Source organism: Pectobacterium quasiaquaticum, assembly GCF_014946775.2.
GTDB classification, from domain to species: Bacteria; Pseudomonadota; Gammaproteobacteria; order Enterobacterales; family Enterobacteriaceae; genus Pectobacterium; species Pectobacterium aquaticum.
On sequence record NZ_CP065177.1, the window covers coordinates 151,854 to 170,679 of the forward strand.

General features: G+C 54.0%; 19 protein-coding genes and 1 pseudogene. 4 read left to right on the plus strand and 16 right to left on the minus strand.

Features of this window, described 5'->3' with window-relative positions; genetic code table 11:
* The first annotated feature begins 1 nt into the window (after position 1).
* Entirely contained in the window at positions 2–1,105 is a 1,104-nt protein-coding gene (aguA, locus tag IG609_RS00665) for an agmatine deiminase (RefSeq protein WP_193400735.1), read from the plus strand.
* A 210-nt stretch (positions 1,106–1,315) separates the two neighbouring features.
* On the opposite strand, the gene tpiA is transcribed toward aguA, so the two are convergent.
* Both tpiA and IG609_RS00675 read right to left on the minus strand, forming a co-directional pair.
* Positions 1,316–2,083 carry a triose-phosphate isomerase gene (gene tpiA / locus IG609_RS00670; protein WP_102118155.1) on the minus strand — a complete coding sequence of 256 codons (768 nt, stop codon included), beginning with the start codon at positions 2,081–2,083 and terminating at the stop codon, positions 1,316–1,318.
* Between the two features lie 165 nt (positions 2,084–2,248).
* Positions 2,249–2,848 carry a YiiQ family protein gene (locus tag IG609_RS00675; RefSeq protein ID WP_102118156.1) on the minus strand — a complete coding sequence of 200 codons (600 nt, stop codon included), beginning with the start codon at positions 2,846–2,848 and terminating at the stop codon, positions 2,249–2,251.
* Between the two features lie 297 nt (positions 2,849–3,145).
* On the opposite strand from IG609_RS00675, the gene IG609_RS00680 reads away from it, so the two are divergent.
* The gene (locus tag IG609_RS00680; RefSeq protein WP_102118157.1) at positions 3,146–3,568 is read left to right on the plus strand and encodes a DUF805 domain-containing protein; all 423 of its coding nucleotides are present in this window, start codon (positions 3,146–3,148) and stop codon (positions 3,566–3,568) included.
* Between the two features lie 17 nt (positions 3,569–3,585).
* On the opposite strand, the gene fpr is transcribed toward IG609_RS00680, so the two are convergent.
* From fpr to IG609_RS00700, 4 genes are all read right to left on the minus strand, one after another.
* A complete protein-coding gene (gene fpr / locus IG609_RS00685; protein ID WP_010281538.1) occupies positions 3,586–4,332 on the minus strand; it encodes a ferredoxin--NADP(+) reductase in 747 nt (248 codons plus the stop codon).
* Between the two features lie 175 nt (positions 4,333–4,507).
* Positions 4,508–5,518, minus strand: a complete 1,011-nt coding sequence (gene glpX, locus IG609_RS00690) for a class II fructose-bisphosphatase (protein WP_193397760.1) — start codon at positions 5,516–5,518, stop codon at positions 4,508–4,510.
* Between the two features lie 137 nt (positions 5,519–5,655).
* Complete coding sequence (gene glpK, locus IG609_RS00695; protein WP_193397759.1) at positions 5,656–7,167, minus strand: glycerol kinase GlpK; 1,512 nt, start codon at positions 7,165–7,167, stop codon at positions 5,656–5,658.
* A 53-nt stretch (positions 7,168–7,220) separates the two neighbouring features.
* Entirely contained in the window at positions 7,221–8,060 is an 840-nt protein-coding gene (locus IG609_RS00700) for an MIP/aquaporin family protein (RefSeq protein ID WP_193397758.1), read from the minus strand.
* A gap of 591 nt (positions 8,061–8,651) precedes the next feature.
* On the opposite strand from IG609_RS00700, the gene zapB reads away from it, so the two are divergent.
* A complete protein-coding gene (gene zapB / locus IG609_RS00705; protein WP_010281529.1) occupies positions 8,652–8,891 on the plus strand; it encodes a septal ring assembly protein ZapB in 240 nt (79 codons plus the stop codon).
* A gap of 183 nt (positions 8,892–9,074) precedes the next feature.
* Here zapB and rraA read toward each other — a convergent pair whose 3' ends face one another.
* The 7 genes from rraA to priA form a co-directional block, all read right to left on the minus strand.
* Positions 9,075–9,560: a ribonuclease E activity regulator RraA gene (gene rraA, locus IG609_RS00710; protein WP_193397757.1), complete on the minus strand. Its 486-nt coding sequence runs from the start codon at positions 9,558–9,560 to the stop codon at positions 9,075–9,077.
* Between the two features lie 134 nt (positions 9,561–9,694).
* Entirely contained in the window at positions 9,695–10,612 is a 918-nt protein-coding gene (locus IG609_RS00715) for a 1,4-dihydroxy-2-naphthoate polyprenyltransferase (protein ID WP_193397756.1), read from the minus strand.
* A gap of 143 nt (positions 10,613–10,755) precedes the next feature.
* On the minus strand, positions 10,756–12,087 hold the full coding sequence (gene hslU / locus IG609_RS00720) for an ATP-dependent protease ATPase subunit HslU (RefSeq protein ID WP_102118163.1): 1,332 nt from the start codon (positions 12,085–12,087) through the stop codon (positions 10,756–10,758).
* Positions 12,088–12,096: 9 nt separating this feature from the next.
* Positions 12,097–12,627 carry an ATP-dependent protease subunit HslV gene (hslV, locus tag IG609_RS00725; RefSeq protein ID WP_039486803.1) on the minus strand — a complete coding sequence of 177 codons (531 nt, stop codon included), beginning with the start codon at positions 12,625–12,627 and terminating at the stop codon, positions 12,097–12,099.
* A gap of 83 nt (positions 12,628–12,710) precedes the next feature.
* Positions 12,711–13,586 carry a cell division protein FtsN gene (gene ftsN, locus IG609_RS00730; protein ID WP_193397755.1) on the minus strand — a complete coding sequence of 292 codons (876 nt, stop codon included), beginning with the start codon at positions 13,584–13,586 and terminating at the stop codon, positions 12,711–12,713.
* An 88-nt stretch (positions 13,587–13,674) separates the two neighbouring features.
* Complete coding sequence (gene cytR, locus IG609_RS00735; protein ID WP_193397754.1) at positions 13,675–14,718, minus strand: DNA-binding transcriptional regulator CytR; 1,044 nt, start codon at positions 14,716–14,718, stop codon at positions 13,675–13,677.
* 226 nt (positions 14,719–14,944) lie between these two features.
* Positions 14,945–17,143 carry a primosomal protein N' gene (gene priA / locus IG609_RS00740; protein WP_193397753.1) on the minus strand — a complete coding sequence of 733 codons (2,199 nt, stop codon included), beginning with the start codon at positions 17,141–17,143 and terminating at the stop codon, positions 14,945–14,947.
* A 270-nt stretch (positions 17,144–17,413) separates the two neighbouring features.
* Between priA and rpmE the strand changes: the two genes are divergently transcribed.
* The gene (gene rpmE / locus IG609_RS00745) at positions 17,414–17,629 is read left to right on the plus strand and encodes a 50S ribosomal protein L31 (protein WP_010281510.1); all 216 of its coding nucleotides are present in this window, start codon (positions 17,414–17,416) and stop codon (positions 17,627–17,629) included.
* 82 nt (positions 17,630–17,711) lie between these two features.
* On the opposite strand, the gene IG609_RS00750 is transcribed toward rpmE, so the two are convergent.
* The 3 genes and pseudogenes from IG609_RS00750 to IG609_RS00760 form a co-directional block, all read right to left on the minus strand.
* Positions 17,712–18,122, minus strand: a complete 411-nt coding sequence (locus IG609_RS00750; protein ID WP_193397752.1) for a type II toxin-antitoxin system HicB family antitoxin — start codon at positions 18,120–18,122, stop codon at positions 17,712–17,714.
* Positions 18,123–18,149: 27 nt separating this feature from the next.
* The gene (locus tag IG609_RS00755; protein WP_193397751.1) at positions 18,150–18,329 is read right to left on the minus strand and encodes a type II toxin-antitoxin system HicA family toxin; all 180 of its coding nucleotides are present in this window, start codon (positions 18,327–18,329) and stop codon (positions 18,150–18,152) included.
* An 83-nt stretch (positions 18,330–18,412) separates the two neighbouring features.
* Positions 18,413–18,541 (minus strand): annotated as a pseudogene (locus tag IG609_RS00760) (iron chelate uptake ABC transporter family permease subunit); the annotation flags it as partial.
* Positions 18,542–18,826 lie beyond the last annotated feature (285 nt).

Genomic DNA, 18,826 nt, shown 5'->3' on the forward strand with positions numbered 1-18,826 from the left:
GATGTCACAGCTAGCTACTCCCCATCTCACCACGCCGCATCAGGATGGTTTTGCGATGCCTGCCGAATGGGCACCGCATGATGCCGTGTGGATGATTTGGCCGTATCGGACCGATAACTGGCGCGAACAGGGCGTTCCGGCGCAGAAAACGTTCGCGCGCGTCGCGGAAGCCATCGCCCAGAACACGCCGGTGATCATGGGCGTGCCTGCACGCTACATGGCGGATGCGCAACAAGTGATGCCGGTGAACGTCACGCTGGTGGAAATGGAAAGCGATGACGCCTGGATGCGTGACACCGGTCCAACCATCGTGCTGAATCAGGCTGGTGAACGTCGGGGTATCGACTGGCAGTTCAACGCCTGGGGCGGCGAGCTGGGCGGTCTGTACGAAGACTGGCGTCAGGATGAGAAAGTCGCGGCACAGGTGCTGGACTATCATCAGGCTGCACGTTATGCCGCACCGCTGATTTTGGAAGGCGGCTCGATCCATGTCGATGGTGAAGGCACCCTTCTGACTACGGCGGAATGCTTGCTCAATCCGAACCGTAACCCGCATTTGAGCAAAGCGGAAATCGAACAGCTGATGCGTGATTACCTCAGCATCTCGACGATTATCTGGCTGGATGAGGGCGTGTACAACGACGAAACCGACGGGCATATCGATAACATGTGCTGTTTCGTGCGTCCCGGTGAAGTCGCGCTGCACTGGACGGATGATGAAAACGATCCGCAGTATGCACGCTCCGTCGCGGCCTATGAGGTACTGTCGGCCGCGCGGGATGCGCAAGGGCGTGAGCTGAAAATCTGGAAACTGCCTGCACCCGGCCCGCTGCATGCGACCAAAGAGGAAGCGCAGGGTGTGGACAGCGGCGATGCGATTGAACGTCTTGCTGGCTCGCGTCTGGCGGGGTCTTACGTGAATTTCCTGATCAGCAATCAGCAGATCATTTTCCCACTGCTGGATGAGAAGACGGATGACGTTGCACGCGATCTGCTGCAACAGATGTTCCCTGGCTACTTGATTAGCGGCGTGCCTGCGCGGGAAATCCTGCTGGGCGGGGGAAATATTCACTGCATTACGCAGCAAATCCCTGCGGCGAAGTAACGGTCGAGCCGTTAACTGACGGTTTAAAAGAAGGGTACAGACAGGGATATCCGTTATAAAAAAACGCTGGGAGCGTTTTTCAACGTTGCGCAAGCAACGGCCCGAAGGGTGACGGATAGGGATATCCGTCATAAAAAAAGCCGGTTGGCGCGATAGCGTGAACCGGCTTTTTGATCGGACGAACCTTTGTCCGCCCATTTTCGATAAAGCTTAGCCGCGTTTAGCGTCGGCTGCTGCTTTCACGATGACAGCAAAGGCGTCAGCTTTCAGTGATGCACCGCCAACCAGCGCGCCATCGATGTCCGGCTGGGTGAACAGCTCGGCAGCATTCGCCGCATTCACCGAACCGCCGTACTGGATGATTACTTGTTCAGCAACGGCAGCATCTTGCTTAGCGATGTGGTCACGGATGAATTTGTGAACAGCCTGAGCTTGCGCAGGAGTCGCAGACTTGCCGGTACCGATAGCCCATACAGGTTCGTAGGCGATAACGGTGTTTTCAAATGCTTTCGCGCCCAGCGTATTCAGCACAGCGTCCAGTTGACGCGCACAGACGGCTTCCGTCTGGCCTGCTTCGTTTTCTGCTTCGGTTTCGCCAATGCACAGTACCGGAATCAGACCGGCATCTTTCAGCACGCCAAATTTCTTCGCAATGAATTCATCGCTTTCTTTGTGGTAGGTGCGGCGCTCAGAGTGGCCGATGATGATGTATTTCGCGCCGATGTCTTTCAGCATCTCGGCAGATGTTTCGCCGGTGAAAGCGCCGGAAAGGTTCACGTCAACGTTCTGCGCGCCCAGCGCAATGCGGCTGCCGGCCAGTTGGTGATTAGCTTGATCGAGGTAGATAGCCGGTGGTGCAATCGCTACGCCACAGCCGTCAACGGTGCTGAGCTCTTTACGCAGGCCCGCGATCAGTTCGTTGACCATGTTAGTGCTGCCGTTCAGCTTCCAGTTACCCATAACTAATGGATGTCGCATCTTTTTTCCTCCAGCCGGAATCGCGAATGAATCAATATGTTAATAAATCAAGGTGTTAATGAACCGATGTATAAATTTTACTGCCGACAGGCAATATGACCTGCGCACAGTATAGAGACGAAATGTGACCGTGGCTCTGTTTTTCGTCATGAATTACCGTGCTGATCACGGTTCAGATAGCGTTAGCTTAATCGGTTCAACAGCAAAAGTTAGCCCTTTTTCACCATCATCTGCAACAACATAACGCAAAGCTCCTTCCGTTTGCTGATAAAAGCGCTGTCCCTTGCCTTTTTCCAGCAGTCCGGTGACTTTTTTCACACTCTGTTCTTCCGTCAGTGACGGTGCGAATGTGCGCGCCAGCGCAGCCATATAGTCGATGGCCTGCTTACGACGCACCGCGGTTTCTTGTTCACTTTGCGGTTGCGGTAGCCAGGTAATTTGCAGCGTTTTGATTTTCCCGGTGCCTTTTTCCAACGCGGTTGAGGCATAGAGGTTGTCGTTGATCCGGCTGGCGGCGCGGGTCAAGATGCTGGTGATATTACCGGTGTCGACAACCCTAAATTCCCCGATCGGCAGCGTCGGATTACTCAGATTATAGCGAGAACGAAACTGCGTGATGGTTTGATCGAAGGTAGGGGCACCAGCCAGCAGATACGGCGCATTGGCTGAGGTTTTAGGCGGGAACGTCGGATCGGCTCCTGCGTGAGTCTGGTACAGCACTAGCGATGATAAAACCAAAAGTGAAGCGATGCGTTTTCGTGTCATAGGGATTCGGGTCAACCACTGCAGAAGATGTCCAGGCCGCTAACGGCGGAATACGTTTGATTAAAACGGCATTTGTGCGTCGTTGTCAAAAATAGTGCGTCGTTGTCAAACATAGTACGTCGTTGTCAAACATAGTACGTCGTTGTCAAAAATAGTACGTCGTTGTGAGAAATCACACGTGGCTGACAAAAATCGCGTAAAGATTGCGGGCAACTGTCTCGGTTGAGGTAAAATCAGCCAGCGTAAAATACAGATTAATTCGGCCAGAGAGGCCGACAATTCAGGGCGTTATCGTTAATGACATTACAGCAGTGGTGCTTCTCGTTTAAAGGCCGAGTCGGTCGTCGTGATTTCTGGCTTTGGATGGCGATTTGGGTCGCATTGATGGCGGTGCTGTTTACGCTATCTGGCCAAAGCTGGCTGGATACGCAATCGACGGCGTTTGGTTTGGTGGTATTACTGTGGCCGACGGCGGCGATCATGGTGAAACGGCTGCATGACCGTAATAAGAGCGGCTGGTGGGCGCTTCTGCTCGTGGTGGCGTGGATGTTGGTTTCGGGGAATTGGACGATGTTCTCGCCCATCTGGCAATGGGGCATTGGCCGTTTCTTGCCGATCCTGATTGTCGTGATGACGCTGCTCGACTGCGGCGTTTTTCTGGGGACAAAAGGAGAAAACCGCTTTGGAGCAGCGGCGGAGCCGTTTCGTTTCCGCCGCTAGTTGGTATAAAACGCGGTTTACCAATAGTTTTCGGCGGTCATATGGCCGGGCCTGCGGCGCAGGTGCTTGGTCATTTGGCGCTCTTCTTTCAGCAACAACTGAGTGTCGCGTACCATCTGCGGGTTGCCGCACAGCATGACGTGGCTTGTCGCTGCATCCATCGGCAGGCCCACGGCGGCTTCCAGCGTACCGCTGCTGATAAGCTGGGGAATGCGGCCCGTCAGCGAGCCCGTTTCTTCTTCTCGACTGACGACCGTTTGAATACGCAGTTGACCGTGGTAGCGCTGCTGTAACTGCTGCATTAGCGGCAGATAACTCAGATCGCGTGAGAAGCGGGCGGCGTGTACCAGCACGATATTCTTAAAACGCTCCAGACCCTTGCCTTCCTGAAGAATCGACAGATAAGGGCCGATACCCGTCCCTGTTGCCAGCATCCACAGCGTTTCGCAATCAGGCACTTCTTCCAGCACGAAAAAGCCAGCAGCCTCTTTGACGATCAGGACGTCTGAGCCGGGCTGCAACGCATGCAGATGCGGGCTGAGCTTACCTTCTGGCACCGTCACCAGATAGAACTCAAGCGTGGGATCGCTGGGCGCATTCACGTAGGAATAAGCGCGCTGCACCTTCTCGCCATCAATCTCCAGCGCCAGTTTGCCATACTGCCCGGCAGTGAATGCATCGGTGGGCGCGTGAACCCGAATGCTAAACAGACTTTCTGTCCAGTTTTCTACCTGAACTACCTTGCCTGTCACCCATTCAGCCATATTTTTCTGCTCCTGTTGTACCCGTCATACTTCAAGCTGCATGTGCGTTGTTCAAAACGATAACGTTTTGTCCTGCAGCTCGAATTATTTAGGGTATTGACGCCACTATTCGTGCATCTACGATACGCCATTTATTAACAACTGTGAAACAATCAGTCCCCCGATCGGTGGTCAGCTACAGCAGGAACTCGTGCAGCATACGATCCTTACGATCCAGATAGTGCGTCGATTTAATCCGGCGGATCGTGCGGGATTTGCCGCGGATCAGCAGCGTTTCGGTCGTTGCCATATTGCCTTTACGCGCGATCCCGTCCAGCAAATCACCTTTGGTGATGCCAGTTGCAGAGAAAATCACGTTATCGTTGCGCGCCATGTCATCAAGCTTGAGGACGCCACCGGCTTCGATGCCCATTTGGCGGCAGCGTGCCAGCTCATCTTCACCGATACGGCGGTTTTCAGCACTATCGCCTTTGACCTGATGACGGGCGAGCAAACGCCCCTGCATGTCGCCATCAAGCGCGCGGATAACGGCTGCTGAAATTACGCCTTCTGGCGCGCCGCCGATGCCGTATAGCACGTCAACTTCGCTGTCTGGCATGCAGGTGAGGATGGACGCCGCAACGTCGCCGTCTGGGATCGCGAACACTTTCACACCCAACTGCTGCATGTCCGCGATACAGGTATCGTGGCGCGGTTTAGCGAGTATAGTCACCGTTAATTGGCTCAGCGGTTTACCCAGCTTCAGCGCGACATTAAGCAGGTTGTCTGCCAGCGGCAGGTTGAGGTCAATCGCGCCTTTTGCCTCGGGGCCGACAATCAGCTTTTCCATGTACATATCTGGCGCGTGCAAAAACGTGCCTTTTTCGCCAACGGCCAACACGGCCAGCGCGTTCGCTTGACCCATTGCCGTCATCCGTGTGCCTTCAATCGGATCGACGGCAATGTCGACGGCATCGCCCTGACCGGTACCGACCTGCTCGCCGATGAACAGCATAGGCGCTTCGTCGATTTCCCCTTCACCGATGACAATCTGACCGTTGATATTGACCTGATTCAGCATGATGCGCATTGCCTGTACGGCAGCATTGTCGGCGGCATTCTTGTCGCCACGGCCTAACCACTTATAGCCTGCCAGCGCGGCTGCTTCGGTGACGCGCGAGAACTCGATGGCTAATTCACGTTTCATAAATACCTGTCTATTGTCGATCGGGAAAGGAAGAGATGTGGGCAGGATTTTATCACAACGATGTAGGGAGGCGGTTGGGCGATAGGGAAAAAACGGGCGCGACAGGCGCGCCTGATGTGGATAGATGCGTTGGCGGATTACGCGTCGTGGTCTTCCCAGTTACGAGCACGAGCCACGGCTTTCTGCCAGCCGCTGTAGCGCACGTTGCGCTCTACCGTTTCAATGCTGGGGCGGAATTCACGCTCGATCGTGGCTTTGCTCTTCACTTCATCCAGATCGTTCCAGAAGCCTGTCGCTAAGCCCGCCAGGAAAGCGGCACCCAGTGCTGTGGATTCACGCACTTCTGGACGTTCCACGCGCGTGCCGAGAATATCGGACTGGAACTGCATCAGGAAATTGTTGGCGACCGCGCCACCGTCGACACGCAGCGCTTTCAGGCGCGTATTGGCGTCCGCCTGCATGGCATCCAGTACGTCGCGGGTCTGGAAGGCAATCGATTCCAGCGTCGCACGAATGATGTGGTTAGCGTTCACGCCACGGGTCAGACCGAAGATCGCGCCACGGGCATACGGGTCCCAGTAAGGGGCACCCAAACCGGTAAAGGCAGGGACGACGTAAACGCCGTTAGAATCCTTCACTTTCGTCGCGAAGTATTCGGAGTCCATTGAGTCGCCGATCAGCTTCAGCTCGTCACGCAGCCATTGGATGGATGCACCGCCAACGAACACGGAGCCTTCCAGCGCGTAGTTCACTTCGCCGCGTGGGCCGCAGGCGATGGTGGTCAGCAGGCCGTGTTTGGACAGCACCGCTTCTTTACCGGTATTCATCAGCAGGAAGCAGCCCGTGCCGTAGGTGTTTTTCGCCATGCCAGGATTGACGCAAAGCTGGCCATACAACGCCGCCTGCTGGTCACCCGCGATACCGGCGATAGGAATACGCGTGCCGCCTTTACCGCCAATGTTGGTCTGGCCGTAAATTTCTGAAGATGCGCGCACTTCTGGCAACATTTCGCGCGGGATATCCAGCGCTTCCAGCATGCGGGTATCCCATTCCAGCGTATGAATGTTAAACAGCATGGTGCGGGAGGCGTTGGTGTAATCCGTTACGTGAGCACGCCCTTGCGTCATTTTCCAGATCAGCCAGGTGTCGATGGTACCAAACAGCAGTTCACCGCGTTTGGCGCGCTCGCGAGAGCCTTCAACGTGATCCAGAATCCATTTCACTTTGGTGCCGGAGAAGTAGGGGTCGACCACCAGACCGGTGGTGTTGCGCACGTACTCTTCCAGACCGTCTTTCTTCAGCTTTTCGCAAATTTCAGCGGTACGGCGACACTGCCAGACGATGGCGTTATAAATCGGCTTGCCGCTCTCTTTTTCCCATACGACGGTGGTTTCACGCTGGTTGGTGATACCAATGCCTGCGACTTCATCTGCGCTGATGTCGGCTTTAGCCAACACTTCGTTCAGCGTTGAGCTTTGTGATGCCCAAATCTCCATCGGATCATGCTCTACCCAGCCTGCTTTTGGATAGATCTGAGTGAATTCACGCTGTGAAACGCTAACGATATTCGCATCGTGATCCAGTACGATGGCGCGGGAGCTGGTTGTGCCCTGATCGAGCGCGACAATGTATTTTTTTTCCGGGTTCATAAATCCAATCCTGTAATGATTAACCGTGAAATAGGATGGTCGTGGCGTTAAGTTTAACGGCCTTCACGACGCGGGGTACTTTCTGCCTCGGGTTCGCACACATCACATGGCAGATTGTGGCCAATCAGTGCGCGATAGCCGAAGGCACCCAGGCAGGCACCGATAATCGGGCCGAAGATGGGAACCAGGAAGTAAGGAATGTCGCGTGCGCCAGTGAAGGCCACGTTGCCCCAGCCCGCCAGAAACGCGAACAGTTTAGGACCAAAGTCACGCGCGGGGTTAAGGGCGAAGCCGGTCAGCGGCCCCATGGATGCACCGATAACGGCAATCAAAATACCGATCAGCAGCGGAGCGAGTGGCCCGCGTGGGATACCGTTACCATCATCGGTCAGCGCCAGAATCAGGCACATCAGTATGGCGGTGATGACGGTTTCAACCAGCAGCGCCTGCATGACAGAAATGTGTGGGTTCGGATAGGTTGAGAAAATGCCCGCTAAACTCAGGCTTTCGGTGCTGCCGCGCACCATATTGTTGGTTTGTTCATAATCCACGAACAGATTGTGATACAGACCGTAGACCAGTGCAGCGGCACAAAAGGCTCCTGCAATCTGCGCCAGAATGTAAGGCACAACCTTGTGCCCATCGAAGCAGGCAAACAGCCACAGGGCAATAGTGACGGCTGGGTTGAGGTGAGCACCGGAAATGGCGGCGGTCAGGTAGATTGCCATCGCAACCCCCAGACCCCAAATGATGCTGATCTCCCACTGTCCGAAGCTGGCTCCCGCCAGTTTCAAGGCGGCGACACAGCCGACACCGAAGAAAATCAGCAGGCCAGTGCCGAGAAACTCGGCGATGCACTGGCCTTTTAGCGTTGAACGTTCTGCTTGGCTCATATTTTTTCCTGCTGGGTAACATACAGAGTGGTAGGTCTAAGGATACTGTTGGGGCATCCTCTGTTTTAAATGTATTTATGATGTGAATTTATCGTTAGTGCGCGAAAACGAGAAATATCGAAATTTAAATGTGTGTTGTGCGTCAATAAAATGAGCGTATTCGCTTATAAAATGACTCGCGGTGGTTTTTCGCCCACGGTTGATAGTAACGCTCAGGTTAAATTTATTAACACAATAGGGGTAATGGGGAAGCGAACAGGCGTCGTTTTCAGTTTACGCCGCCCATTTTTCCATTTCGGCTTTCCGTTTTTCAGTTTGTACTGTTTGTTTTTCAGTTTGTACTGCCTGTTTTTCAGTTTGTACTGATAGTGTTACGTAAGAAAAGCTGCCACACTCGCGTAGTGGGGGATGTGTGCTAGACAGGTGGCGGTTGGCTACATACAATTTTGCTATGGTCTGTCTTGCCAGCCGTCCCGCGGTCAGGATTATGTTTACGGGCGGATGACGCGACACCGTTGAGTGTTGGTTATGGAGTCCGAAAGCCAGCGTTAACCGATCTTTGCCTTGTTGCGATTAAAAGGGGTTTGAAGAATGTCATTTGAAGTGTTTGAAAAGCTGGAAGCGAAAGTTCAGCAGGCGATTGATACCATCACGCTGTTGCAAATGGAAATTGAAGAGCTGAAAGAGCAGAACAACGCGCTGTCGCAGGATGTTCAGGCGGCAGCGGGTTCACGTGAAGCGCTGGTGCGCGAGAACGAGCAGTTGAAAGAAGAGCAAGTGGTATGGCAAGAGCGCCTGCGCGCGCTGTTAGGCAAAATGGAAGAAGTCTAATAGGACTTTTGACAGCCTGAGAAGCCTGTTTCACTGAAGTAGAACGGTGATAATGGGATAGAAGAGTAAAGCGTCCGCGCCAGGGATGGCGCGGCTCGAGCGTACAGGGATGTATTTACCGCGTCTTTACGATCTACCCATTATCATCGCTCGACGCCATCAATCCCTGACAATGCAACGATATTATTCAATATCCAGCGGGTCTTCCGCCAAAATAATACCGGTATTATCGGCATACAGATGGTCACCGGAGAAAAAGGTGACGCCACCGAAGTTGACGCGAATATCGCTCTCGCCGATGCCTTCGCTACCCGCGCCGACCGGAATGGCCGCCATCGCCTGAATACCGATATCCAGCTCGGCCAAATCGTCAACCTGACGCACCGCGCCATAAACGACAATGCCTTCCCACTCGTTTTGCGCCGCTAACCGAGCGATTTCCGCGTTAATCAACGCGCGGCGCACGGAGCCTCCGCCATCGATCACCAGCACGCGCCCGAGACCGTTCTCTTCAAGGAGATCGAACAGCAGGCCGTTATCTTCAAAACATTTCACTGTGGTGATTTTGCCACCAAATGAAGTACGCCCGCCAAAATTAGAGAACAGAGGCTCAACAACATTCACCTCTTCGTGGTAGATATCGCACAGTTCGGAAGTATCGTATTTCATAGGATTAACGTCTGTTTGCCGCCGGAATCATGAGTATATCCCTTTCTGGCGGCTGTTGGCAAAATCATCAAATGTTAACTTGATGCGTATCAGTAAATACGCACCGCTTTTCGCCTGTGCTTACTTTACCCGCACTAACTCAATATCACGCCGACAGCGAACAGAATGTTGGTCAGCAGCGCGCCTTTCACCGTTTTTTCCAGCATCGGACGCATACTGAATGCGCTGGTTTCACGCAGTACATAGCGTGCCTGCTGAATGAGTAACGGAAGCGTCAGAATAAAGAGCCAGCCTGCCAGACTGTGCAGATAAAACGTTGCAAACAGACCGAGACAAACCGGAGCCAGCAACAGCAGCATCGTATGGTAGAAGCGCGCTTTTTCCGCTCCAAGACGCACTGCTAACGTGTTTTTTCCGCTGATGCGATCGTTATCGATATCGCGCAGGTTATTGATATTCAATACCGCCGTCGCCAACAGACCGCAGGCCGTTGCTGGCAGCATCACGACGCTGTCGAAATACCCAGTTTGCAGGTAATACGACCCTGCGACGCTGAGCCAGCCGAAAAAGATCAGCACCGAAATATCGCCAAGTCCGATGTAACCGTAGGGCTTGTTGCCAACGGTATAGGTGATGGCGGCGAAAATCGCCAGCAGCCCCAGAATCAGGAAACCAAAGATATCCGCTGGCTTTTCACACGCCAGAATCACCAAGCTCACACCGGAAATGATGGTGAGTGCCACGGTCACGATTAGCGCATTGCGTAGCTGTGTCAGTGTAATCGCTCCGGTCTGAATACCGCGCAACGGCCCGATGCGTTCCTCGGTATCGCTGCCTTTTATCGCATCCCCATAGTCGTTCGCCAGATTGGAAAGGATTTGCAGCAGTCCGGCTGTTAACAACGCCAGTAATGCTACGCCCGGTTTAAAGCTACTATGCCAGCTCGCGATCGCCGAGCCGGTGACGATGGACGCAAAAGCTAATGGCAACGTCTTTGGACGCAGGCTATCCAGCCAGGCTTTGGTTTTGCTGCTATGGGTCGATAAGGTCATGGTGTGCTTCAATTTTATTGACGATTCAATTGCGTGAATCATCCGTTTATAAACAAGAAAAGTCAGTGATGGCGCGTCAGAAACAAAAGTGGGAGGCCAACGCCTCCCACTTTATCGTTAATCGTGCGATCCGCGAAAACGGATTATAAGATAAATCGACTCAGATCTTCATCTGCTACTAATTCATCCAGATGATTACGTACGTAATCTGCGTCAATGGTAACACTTTGACCATTCATTTCGCTGGCGTCGTAAGACACGTCCTCGATCAGACGCTCCATCACAGTATGCAGACGGCGTGCACCGATATTTTCGGTGCTTTCGTTGACCTGCCAGGCGGCTTCGGCAATACGGCGGATACCATCGGGGGTGAACGAAATATTCACGCCTTCTGTCGCCATCAGCGCTTTGTACTGCTCGGTCAGCGAGGCGCTGGGTTCCGTCAGGATGCGCTCGAAATCTTCTGTGGTCAGCGCCTGCAACTCTACGCGAATCGGCAGACGCCCCTGCAATTCTGGAATCAGATCGGACGGGCTGGCAACCTGGAATGCGCCGGACGCGATAAACAGGATGTGGTCAGTTTTGACCATGCCGTGCTTGGTGGACACGGTGCAGCCTTCGACCAGCGGCAGCAGGTCGCGCTGAACGCCTTCACGGGAAACATCTGGGCCGGAGCTTTCGCCACGCTTACAGATTTTGTCGATCTCATCGATGAACACGATACCGTGCTGTTCAACAGCTTCAATCGCCTGCTGTTTCAGCTCTTCCGGGTTCACCAGCTTGGCGGCTTCTTCTTCTATCAGCAGCTTGAAGGCGTCTTTAATTTTGACCTTACGGGCTTTCTGCTTCTGTCCTGCCAGGTTCTGGAACATGGACTGGAGCTGGTTGGTCATCTCTTCCATGCCCGGAGGAGCCATGATCTCTACGCCAACAGGGGCGGCTGCCAGATCGATCTCGATCTCTTTGTCATCCAACTGGCCTTCACGCAGTTTTTTGCGGAATGCTTGACGGGTTGAAGACGGCTCCGGTGTGCTTTCAGCCTGTCCCCAGTTGTTTTTCGCGGGGGGAATCAACACGTCCAGAATGCGGTCTTCCGCCATCTCTTCCGCACGGAAGCGGTTTTTTTCGATGGACTGAAGGCGCACCATTTTGATCGCGGAATCTGTCAGATCGCGGATAATAGAGTCAACTTCTTTACCGACATAGCCGACTTCGGTGAATTTGGTGGCTTCCACTTTGATGAACGGTGCGTTGGCTAGCTTCGCCAGGCGACGAGCGATTTCGGTTTTACCGACGCCGGTCGGGCCGATCATGAGAATGTTTTTAGGCGTCACTTCATGACGAAGTGCTTCGTCCAACTGCATACGGCGCCAGCGGTTACGCAGCGCGATGGAAACGGCGCGTTTCGCTTTATGCTGGCCGATGATATAGCTGTCGAGCTCGCTGACTATCTCGCGCGGGGTCATTTCAGACATAGTTGATCCTTACGCCTTGGAGGCTAATTCTTCTATCGTGTGGAACTGATTGGTGTAGATACAGATGTCGCCAGCAATCCCCAGAGATTTCTCGACGATATCACGCGCACCCAGCTCGGTGTTTTCCAGTAAAGCACGCGCGGCGGCCTGTGCATAAGGACCGCCGGAACCAATAGCGATCAGATCGTTTTCAGGCTGCACGACATCGCCATTACCGGTAATGATCAGCGAGGCGTTTTCGTCCGCAACGGCTAACAGGGCTTCCAACTTGCGTAGCATACGGTCGGTACGCCAGTCTTTCGCCAGCTCGACGGCCGCTTTTACCAGATGACCTTGATGCAATTCCAGCTTGCGCTCAAAAAGCTCAAAAAGGGTGAAGGCATCCGCCGTGCCGCCTGCGAAGCCCGCGATGACGCGGTCATGGTAGAGACGACGCACTTTACGCACGTTGCCTTTCATCACGGTGTTGCCCAGAGTGGCTTGTCCATCACCGCCAATGACCACCCGGCCATTGCGGCGTACGCTTACAATTGTTGTCACGAGTCAGTCCCCGTTTGAAGAAAAAGATCCCCGCATGATTCGGGGCACATTGATTTTATAGATGGGGGAAAGCGTGGGGTTTTTCAACCCCCGCTGGCAAGAGGAATACAGTTTGATGCGCCTGCGCCTTTAAGACGTTGGATCATGCTATCTGCGGCAGCACGGTTGTTATAAGGCCCAAGCAGAATACGGTTCCAGCCTCCGTTAGAGGTGATGCGGCTTTCGATACCGGCAAACGCCAGCTGTGCTCTTACCGATTCTGCAGGGTCCATCGTTTTGAAGGAGCCACACTGAATCGCCCAGTGTTGGACTTTCTCGACTTTTGGCGCTTCAGGCTGTTTAACTGGCTGTTGCTTCGGTGCTTCCTGTCTTGGTGCTTCTTGTTTTGGCATGTCTTGTCTGGAAACAACAGGCGCCGTTTGCGTGACTACAGGCGCCCGCGTGGTGGGCTGAGTCGTTACGACAGGCGGCTGCTGCATTAATTGCGTCGGTGGCTTAATCGTCACCTGGGAACGCGGAACCTGCGTCTGGTCGTTATACGGCACCTCGGAAAGCTGTGTTGGCTGACGACGCATATCAGACTGCATCTGTTCCAACAGTTGGCGCTGCTCGTCCGTCAACTGTACCGGCGACTGAATCTCGCCACCTGCGGAAGGCTCCGTTGGTGTGGTGACGCCCAACTGACGGTTTTCCAGTTCTTTAATGTAGCGCCAGCGTTCTTCCGGCTTGGGCGGCAGTCCGTTACCTTTGCCTGCATTCTGATGCGGCAGGATGGGGGATTCGTCCGGTTTATTATGGGCGATAAAGTACAGACCGCCTGCGAAGGTGACCAAAACGGCAACAGCGAGTGCGACCATCGTTTTGGACGCGCCTGAAGCGTTGCTTTTTTTCCGGCTATTTGTCGTTTTCCGATGCGTTCCTGATGAACGTCCTCGGCTCACGTAGTCTCTTTGTGCCACTGTTGTTTCGCTGTGAATTGATAGGTAAATAACATAATTAGGGGGTAATGTTACTGAACCCTCAAATATTTGACCAGCACCTGAAGTCTTAAAGCCGGTTACGGGCGTAATTCGGGGCGGCGACGCTGTCGCGTATGACCAGCTCACTGGACAACAGACGGGAACCGCTTTGTACCGTGTTGCCTTGCAACTGCTCTAAGAGTAGCAGCATTGCCTCGCGTCCGATCTGATAACGGGGCTGGGCGACAGAAGTCAGAGGTGGCCAGCTGTACTGCGCCTGTTCGATATCATCGAAACCGATAACGGAGAGATCGCGTGGGATATCCAGCCCCATCTTTCTGGCCTGCGCCAGCACACCCAGTGCCATGAGGTCGCTGTGACAGAAGATTGCGCTGGGCGGTTGCGGGTGCTGCATCAGCGCAATCAGGCCGTTAATCCCAGTTTCGTAGTTGAAATCACCGCGAAAAATGTACTGGTTATCGATCAGAATTCCATTGCGGCGCAAGGCCTGAACGTACCCCTGCAGGCGATATTGGCTCAGGTGCATGTGCTCCGGACCCGCAATGCAGGCGATGCGCTGATGACCCGCCTGATAAAGATAATGTACGGCTTCAAAGGCGGCGGTCAGGTTATCAATATGCACGGTGGGCAGCGCCAGATCCGGTGAGAACTCATTCGCCATCACCATCGGCGGCAGATTACGCTGCTCTTCCTGGCCTGCGTCAAACGGCAGATTGGAGCCGAGTAACACCATGCCGTCGATCTGCTTGGTAATAATCAGGTCGACGAAGGTTTTTTCTTTTTGATGTTGGTGAGCGCAATCGCCAATCAACACCAGATAGCCGTGTTCGGCTGCCGTTTCCTCTATCCCGCGAAATATTTCGGAGAAATAGGGATCGCAGATATCCGGGACGATCGTCAGGATCGTGCGCGATTCGTTACGTTTGAGATTCCTGTTGAGCGCGTGGGGCGAATAGCCAACGGCGATGACGGCCTGCTCGACCTTCCTACGGGTGGTCGCAGAGACTTTCTCTGGGTTCATTAACGTTCGGGACACGGTCGCGGTGGAAACCCCCGCTTCATCCGCCACGTCTTTCATCGTCGCCGTGGTGACGCCTTTCTTTTGCTTCAACGCTTTTCTCCTTGCGTCAGCGTTAACTGGCGCTGACTGCCAGCAGAACGCTCCTGTCTGCTGACTTTCTATGATTATGGGTATCGCTTTTCTGCGCAGACAGTGATAACAGATTGAACGCAGGTTTTGTTGCTTAATTTGCACAGAAAGTGTGATGAATATCGTGTTCTCGACGCCGATCGCAAAAAATGCGCGGCAAGAAACCGAAATGATCTAACAGGAAGCGCTAACCGTCCGTGGGGTCGACATCCAGCATCCATTTCACTTTACGCGCCTGCGGCAGCGTACCGATTAGCGTCAGCGATGTTCTGACCAGTTTCTGCAATAGCGCTCTGGAAGGGTGCTGTAGCAAGAGCTGCCAGCGGAAGCGTCCCGCGCGTTTGGGTTGCAAAGCAGGGACTGGGCCCAGCAGCCAGAGTGATTCATCTCGCAGCGGGCTCGCCTCCAGCAAATTACGCAACTGCTGAAGGAATAAGGCGGCCTGCTGATTATCGTGATCGTCAGCGCGAAAGAGGATATGGCTGGTAAACGGCGGCAGAAAAACGCTTTTCCGTTCAGTCAGCGCCTGACTGGCAAAGGCATCGTAGCCCTGTTGCAGCAGCGTTTGTAATAGTGGATGCTCCGGGTGGTGAGTTTGCAGCGCTACTTCGCCCGCCTTGCCTGCACGTCCTGCGCGACCCGCCACCTGAGTATAGAGCTGTGCAAAACGTTCGGCTGCGCGGAAGTCGGCAGAGAACAGCGAACCGTCCACGTCCAGCAAAGCCACCAGCGTCACGTCAGGAAAGTGATGCCCTTTCGCCAACATCTGTGTGCCGATGAGAAGACGCGCTCCTCCCTGCCTGACCTGCGAGAGCTGTTGCTCAAGCGCCCCTTTGCGGCTGGTGGTATCACGGTCGATGCGGGTGATCGGAACATCGGGAAAGATCGGCGCAAGGCTTTGCTCAAGCTGCTCGGTGCCCAGACCGACGGGCACCATATTCGTCGAACCGCAGCTGGGGCACTGTTGTGGAACCGGACGCTGGCTGTCGCAGTGGTGGCAGCGCAACATCCTCTGATGCTGGTGATAGGTATAGTAGTGATCGCAGCGCTGACATTCAGCAATCCAGCCGCACTCGTGGCACATTACCACGGGGGCGAACCCGCGCCGATTGAGGAACAAAATAACCTGATTATCGTTCGTTAGATGGTGGCGGATACGGGTAATCAACGGCTGGGATAACCCGGCTGTTAACGGCAGCCCTTTCAGATCGATGATGTGCTGTTTGGCGAGCGCGGCATTACCCGCTCTTTTGGTCAGATTCAAGCGTCGATACTTGCCGATCTGGACGTTATACAGCGTTTCCAGCGCGGGCGTCGCCGTCCCCATAACGATGGGAATGTCTTCTTCTCTGGCGCGGAAGACCGCCAAATCACGGGCGTGATAGCGCCAGCCTTCCTGCTGTTTGTAGGAACTGTCGTGTTCTTCATCGATCACAATCAGCCCCAAACGGGCAAAGGGCGTAAATAACGCCGACCGCGTTCCGATGACGATGGCGGCTTCACCGCTGCGGGCGCGTAGCCAGACGGCGAGGCGTTCGCTGTCGTTGAGTGCAGAGTGCAGCACATCCACCGGAGCGTTAAACCGTTCGCGGAAGCGGGCGATGGTTTGCGGCGTCAGGCCAATTTCCGGCACTAACACCAGCGCCTGTTTGCCCTGTGCCAGCACGTTTTCCAGCACGCTGAGATAGACTTCGGTTTTGCCCGAGCCGGTGATACCCGCGAGCAGCCAAGCGGCAAAGTGGTTATCTTCGCTGCGGATCGCGCCGACGGCAGTGGCCTGTTCAGTATTCAGGCGCAGGCGATCGGTTGCCATGCTAAAGCTTTGACGCCAGTCGTGAAGCGTTTGCTCTGTAGCCTGTAATTCGCATAGCCCTTTGCTACGCAGCGCCTGCAATGCTATCTCCGTCAGCCCAATTTCGCTCACCTGATGGCGGTAAAGCGGCGACTGAAGTAGGGCCGCCAGCGCCTGCTGCTGTTTTGCGGCACGTTTGAGTGTACTGAGCGGGGTCGCCCGACCCTGTTCGGTGGCAAACCACTGCCAGAGCGGAGCGCGGTGTGCGGGTTTCCCCTGACGCAGTAGGATCGGCAGCGCGTGGAACAGCACTTCGCCAATCGGATAGTGATAATACTCAACGGCCCACAGCAAAATGCGCCACAGGCTGGGTGGGAACAGCGGTTGCTCGTCCAGCACGTCATGCACGGGTTTTAATTGCTCAAGCGGAAGTTCACTGGTGTCGCTCAGCGCGGTAATAATGCCGATCGCTTTACGGTTACCAAAGGAGACGCTGACGCGTGCGCCGACCTGCGGAGTCACGCCTCCTGCGGGTAGCAAATAATCGAATGTACGTGCCAGCGGCACGGGCAATGCGACCTGAGCGACAGACATAACCTCTCCGTGATAGTCGACGTGATTTGCGTGGCGATCAATGACATAACCGAGCGGTTTGTATCATGTGCGACGCGGGGTGAAAATAAGGCAAGGCGCTAGTGTACATGCTGCGAGGGATAATGTGTGGATGCGATTGCATCAGGGTAGCGGATTCTGTATGATCCGCCGCCATTGTGCCATTTGCATAATGAACTTACTCATACAACTTTCGTGTGGTGTCTGGCGGAACAGGGCTGGATAGCGACACGGCCTTAACAGAGGTTTCCCATGAAAAAAGGTATTCACCCGAATTATTCTGCAGTTACTGTAACTTGCTCTTGCGGTAACGTGATCAAAACCCATTCTACTGTGGGTCGTGACCTGAACCTGGACGTTTGTGGCGAATGCCACCCGTTCTACACTGGCAAACAACGTGATGTTGCAACTGGTGGCCGTGTTGACCGCTTCAACAAGCGTTTCTCCGTTCCAGGCGCTAAAAAATAAGTTTTACTGGCCTCATTGGCACAGTAACTTTCTGCAAAGGCACCGACAGGTGCCTTTGTTGTTTCTGGTGGCTCAGTGCTGTTCATCGGGAAGACGAGATTCGCGCTAATGCCGCCTGCGCGAGAAAACCTGAGCGGCTTTTAAATTCAGGATTACTCGCCACGCAACGATCAATTCGGTCAATCAGGGATTTAGGCAGCGTGACGTTAATTTTTTCTGAACCGCCCATTAAACGCGTCACATCGATATCAACAACCGCCCACGTGTACCCAGCGTATTCTGCGCTTTTTGCCCATTGGCCTACTGAAGACACGGTAGGAATATCCTGACCCATCTCGATCAGCAGTTCGATATGTCCGGTAATCGCCTCTTTCGCATTCGCGATGGCATCGTCTAGCGTATCGCCTGCGGAAAAACAGCCCGGTAGATCTGGCACTGTTACACCGTATGCGTGGGTATCGTCGCCTGCTTCAATTGCAATCGGATAAAACATAATTAAGCCTCTTCGAGTCAGCGATGATCATATTCCTGCTTGTTTCCTGATGTTTTTTACCGTGCCTATCGGTAAATCTTTCTTAGGGTGGGGGATTGTGACTAACCCCAGTTTACTAGGATGCATAAAATGGTGGTGGCTTCCGTTCACTCTTATCAGTTCCCACCCATCGGCCTTGATTTCTGCTATTAACGTCCTGCTATCCATCCCTGCACCCCGCAGCCCTTTAATACGATAAAGATAACCCCAATAACTCCGGTTGGCAATATTTTGGAGTTATGGGAGTTATTTCATCCCTGCTGACGTTTTACCAGCATCCCCAGCACGAAGATGCCGCCTAATCCCGCGGTAATAATCCCGATGGGCAATTCCTGTGGTGCCAGTAACTGTCGGCTGAGCCAATCGCAGTTGCACGGCAGTCAGCGTGACTAACAGCGACGTGGCGAACGCGCAGCAGCACGGGTTTACTGGAGAGAAGCTCTGTCATGATGCACGCATATCACCGTTATAGGTTGAAAATGTTGTGATATAACATATCAAGTAAAAGGCAATCCCGATTCACAACATGAGTGGAAGACGAAGCATTCGGAAGACGTGCGAGCGGTAGAGGGGCGAGGTTTTAGAGGTTAATGAAGAGTGATGTGTTGAGCGGGATTCTCTGCATAGCAAAACCCCGCCGGAGAAGGCGGGGTTTTGCTAGAAAA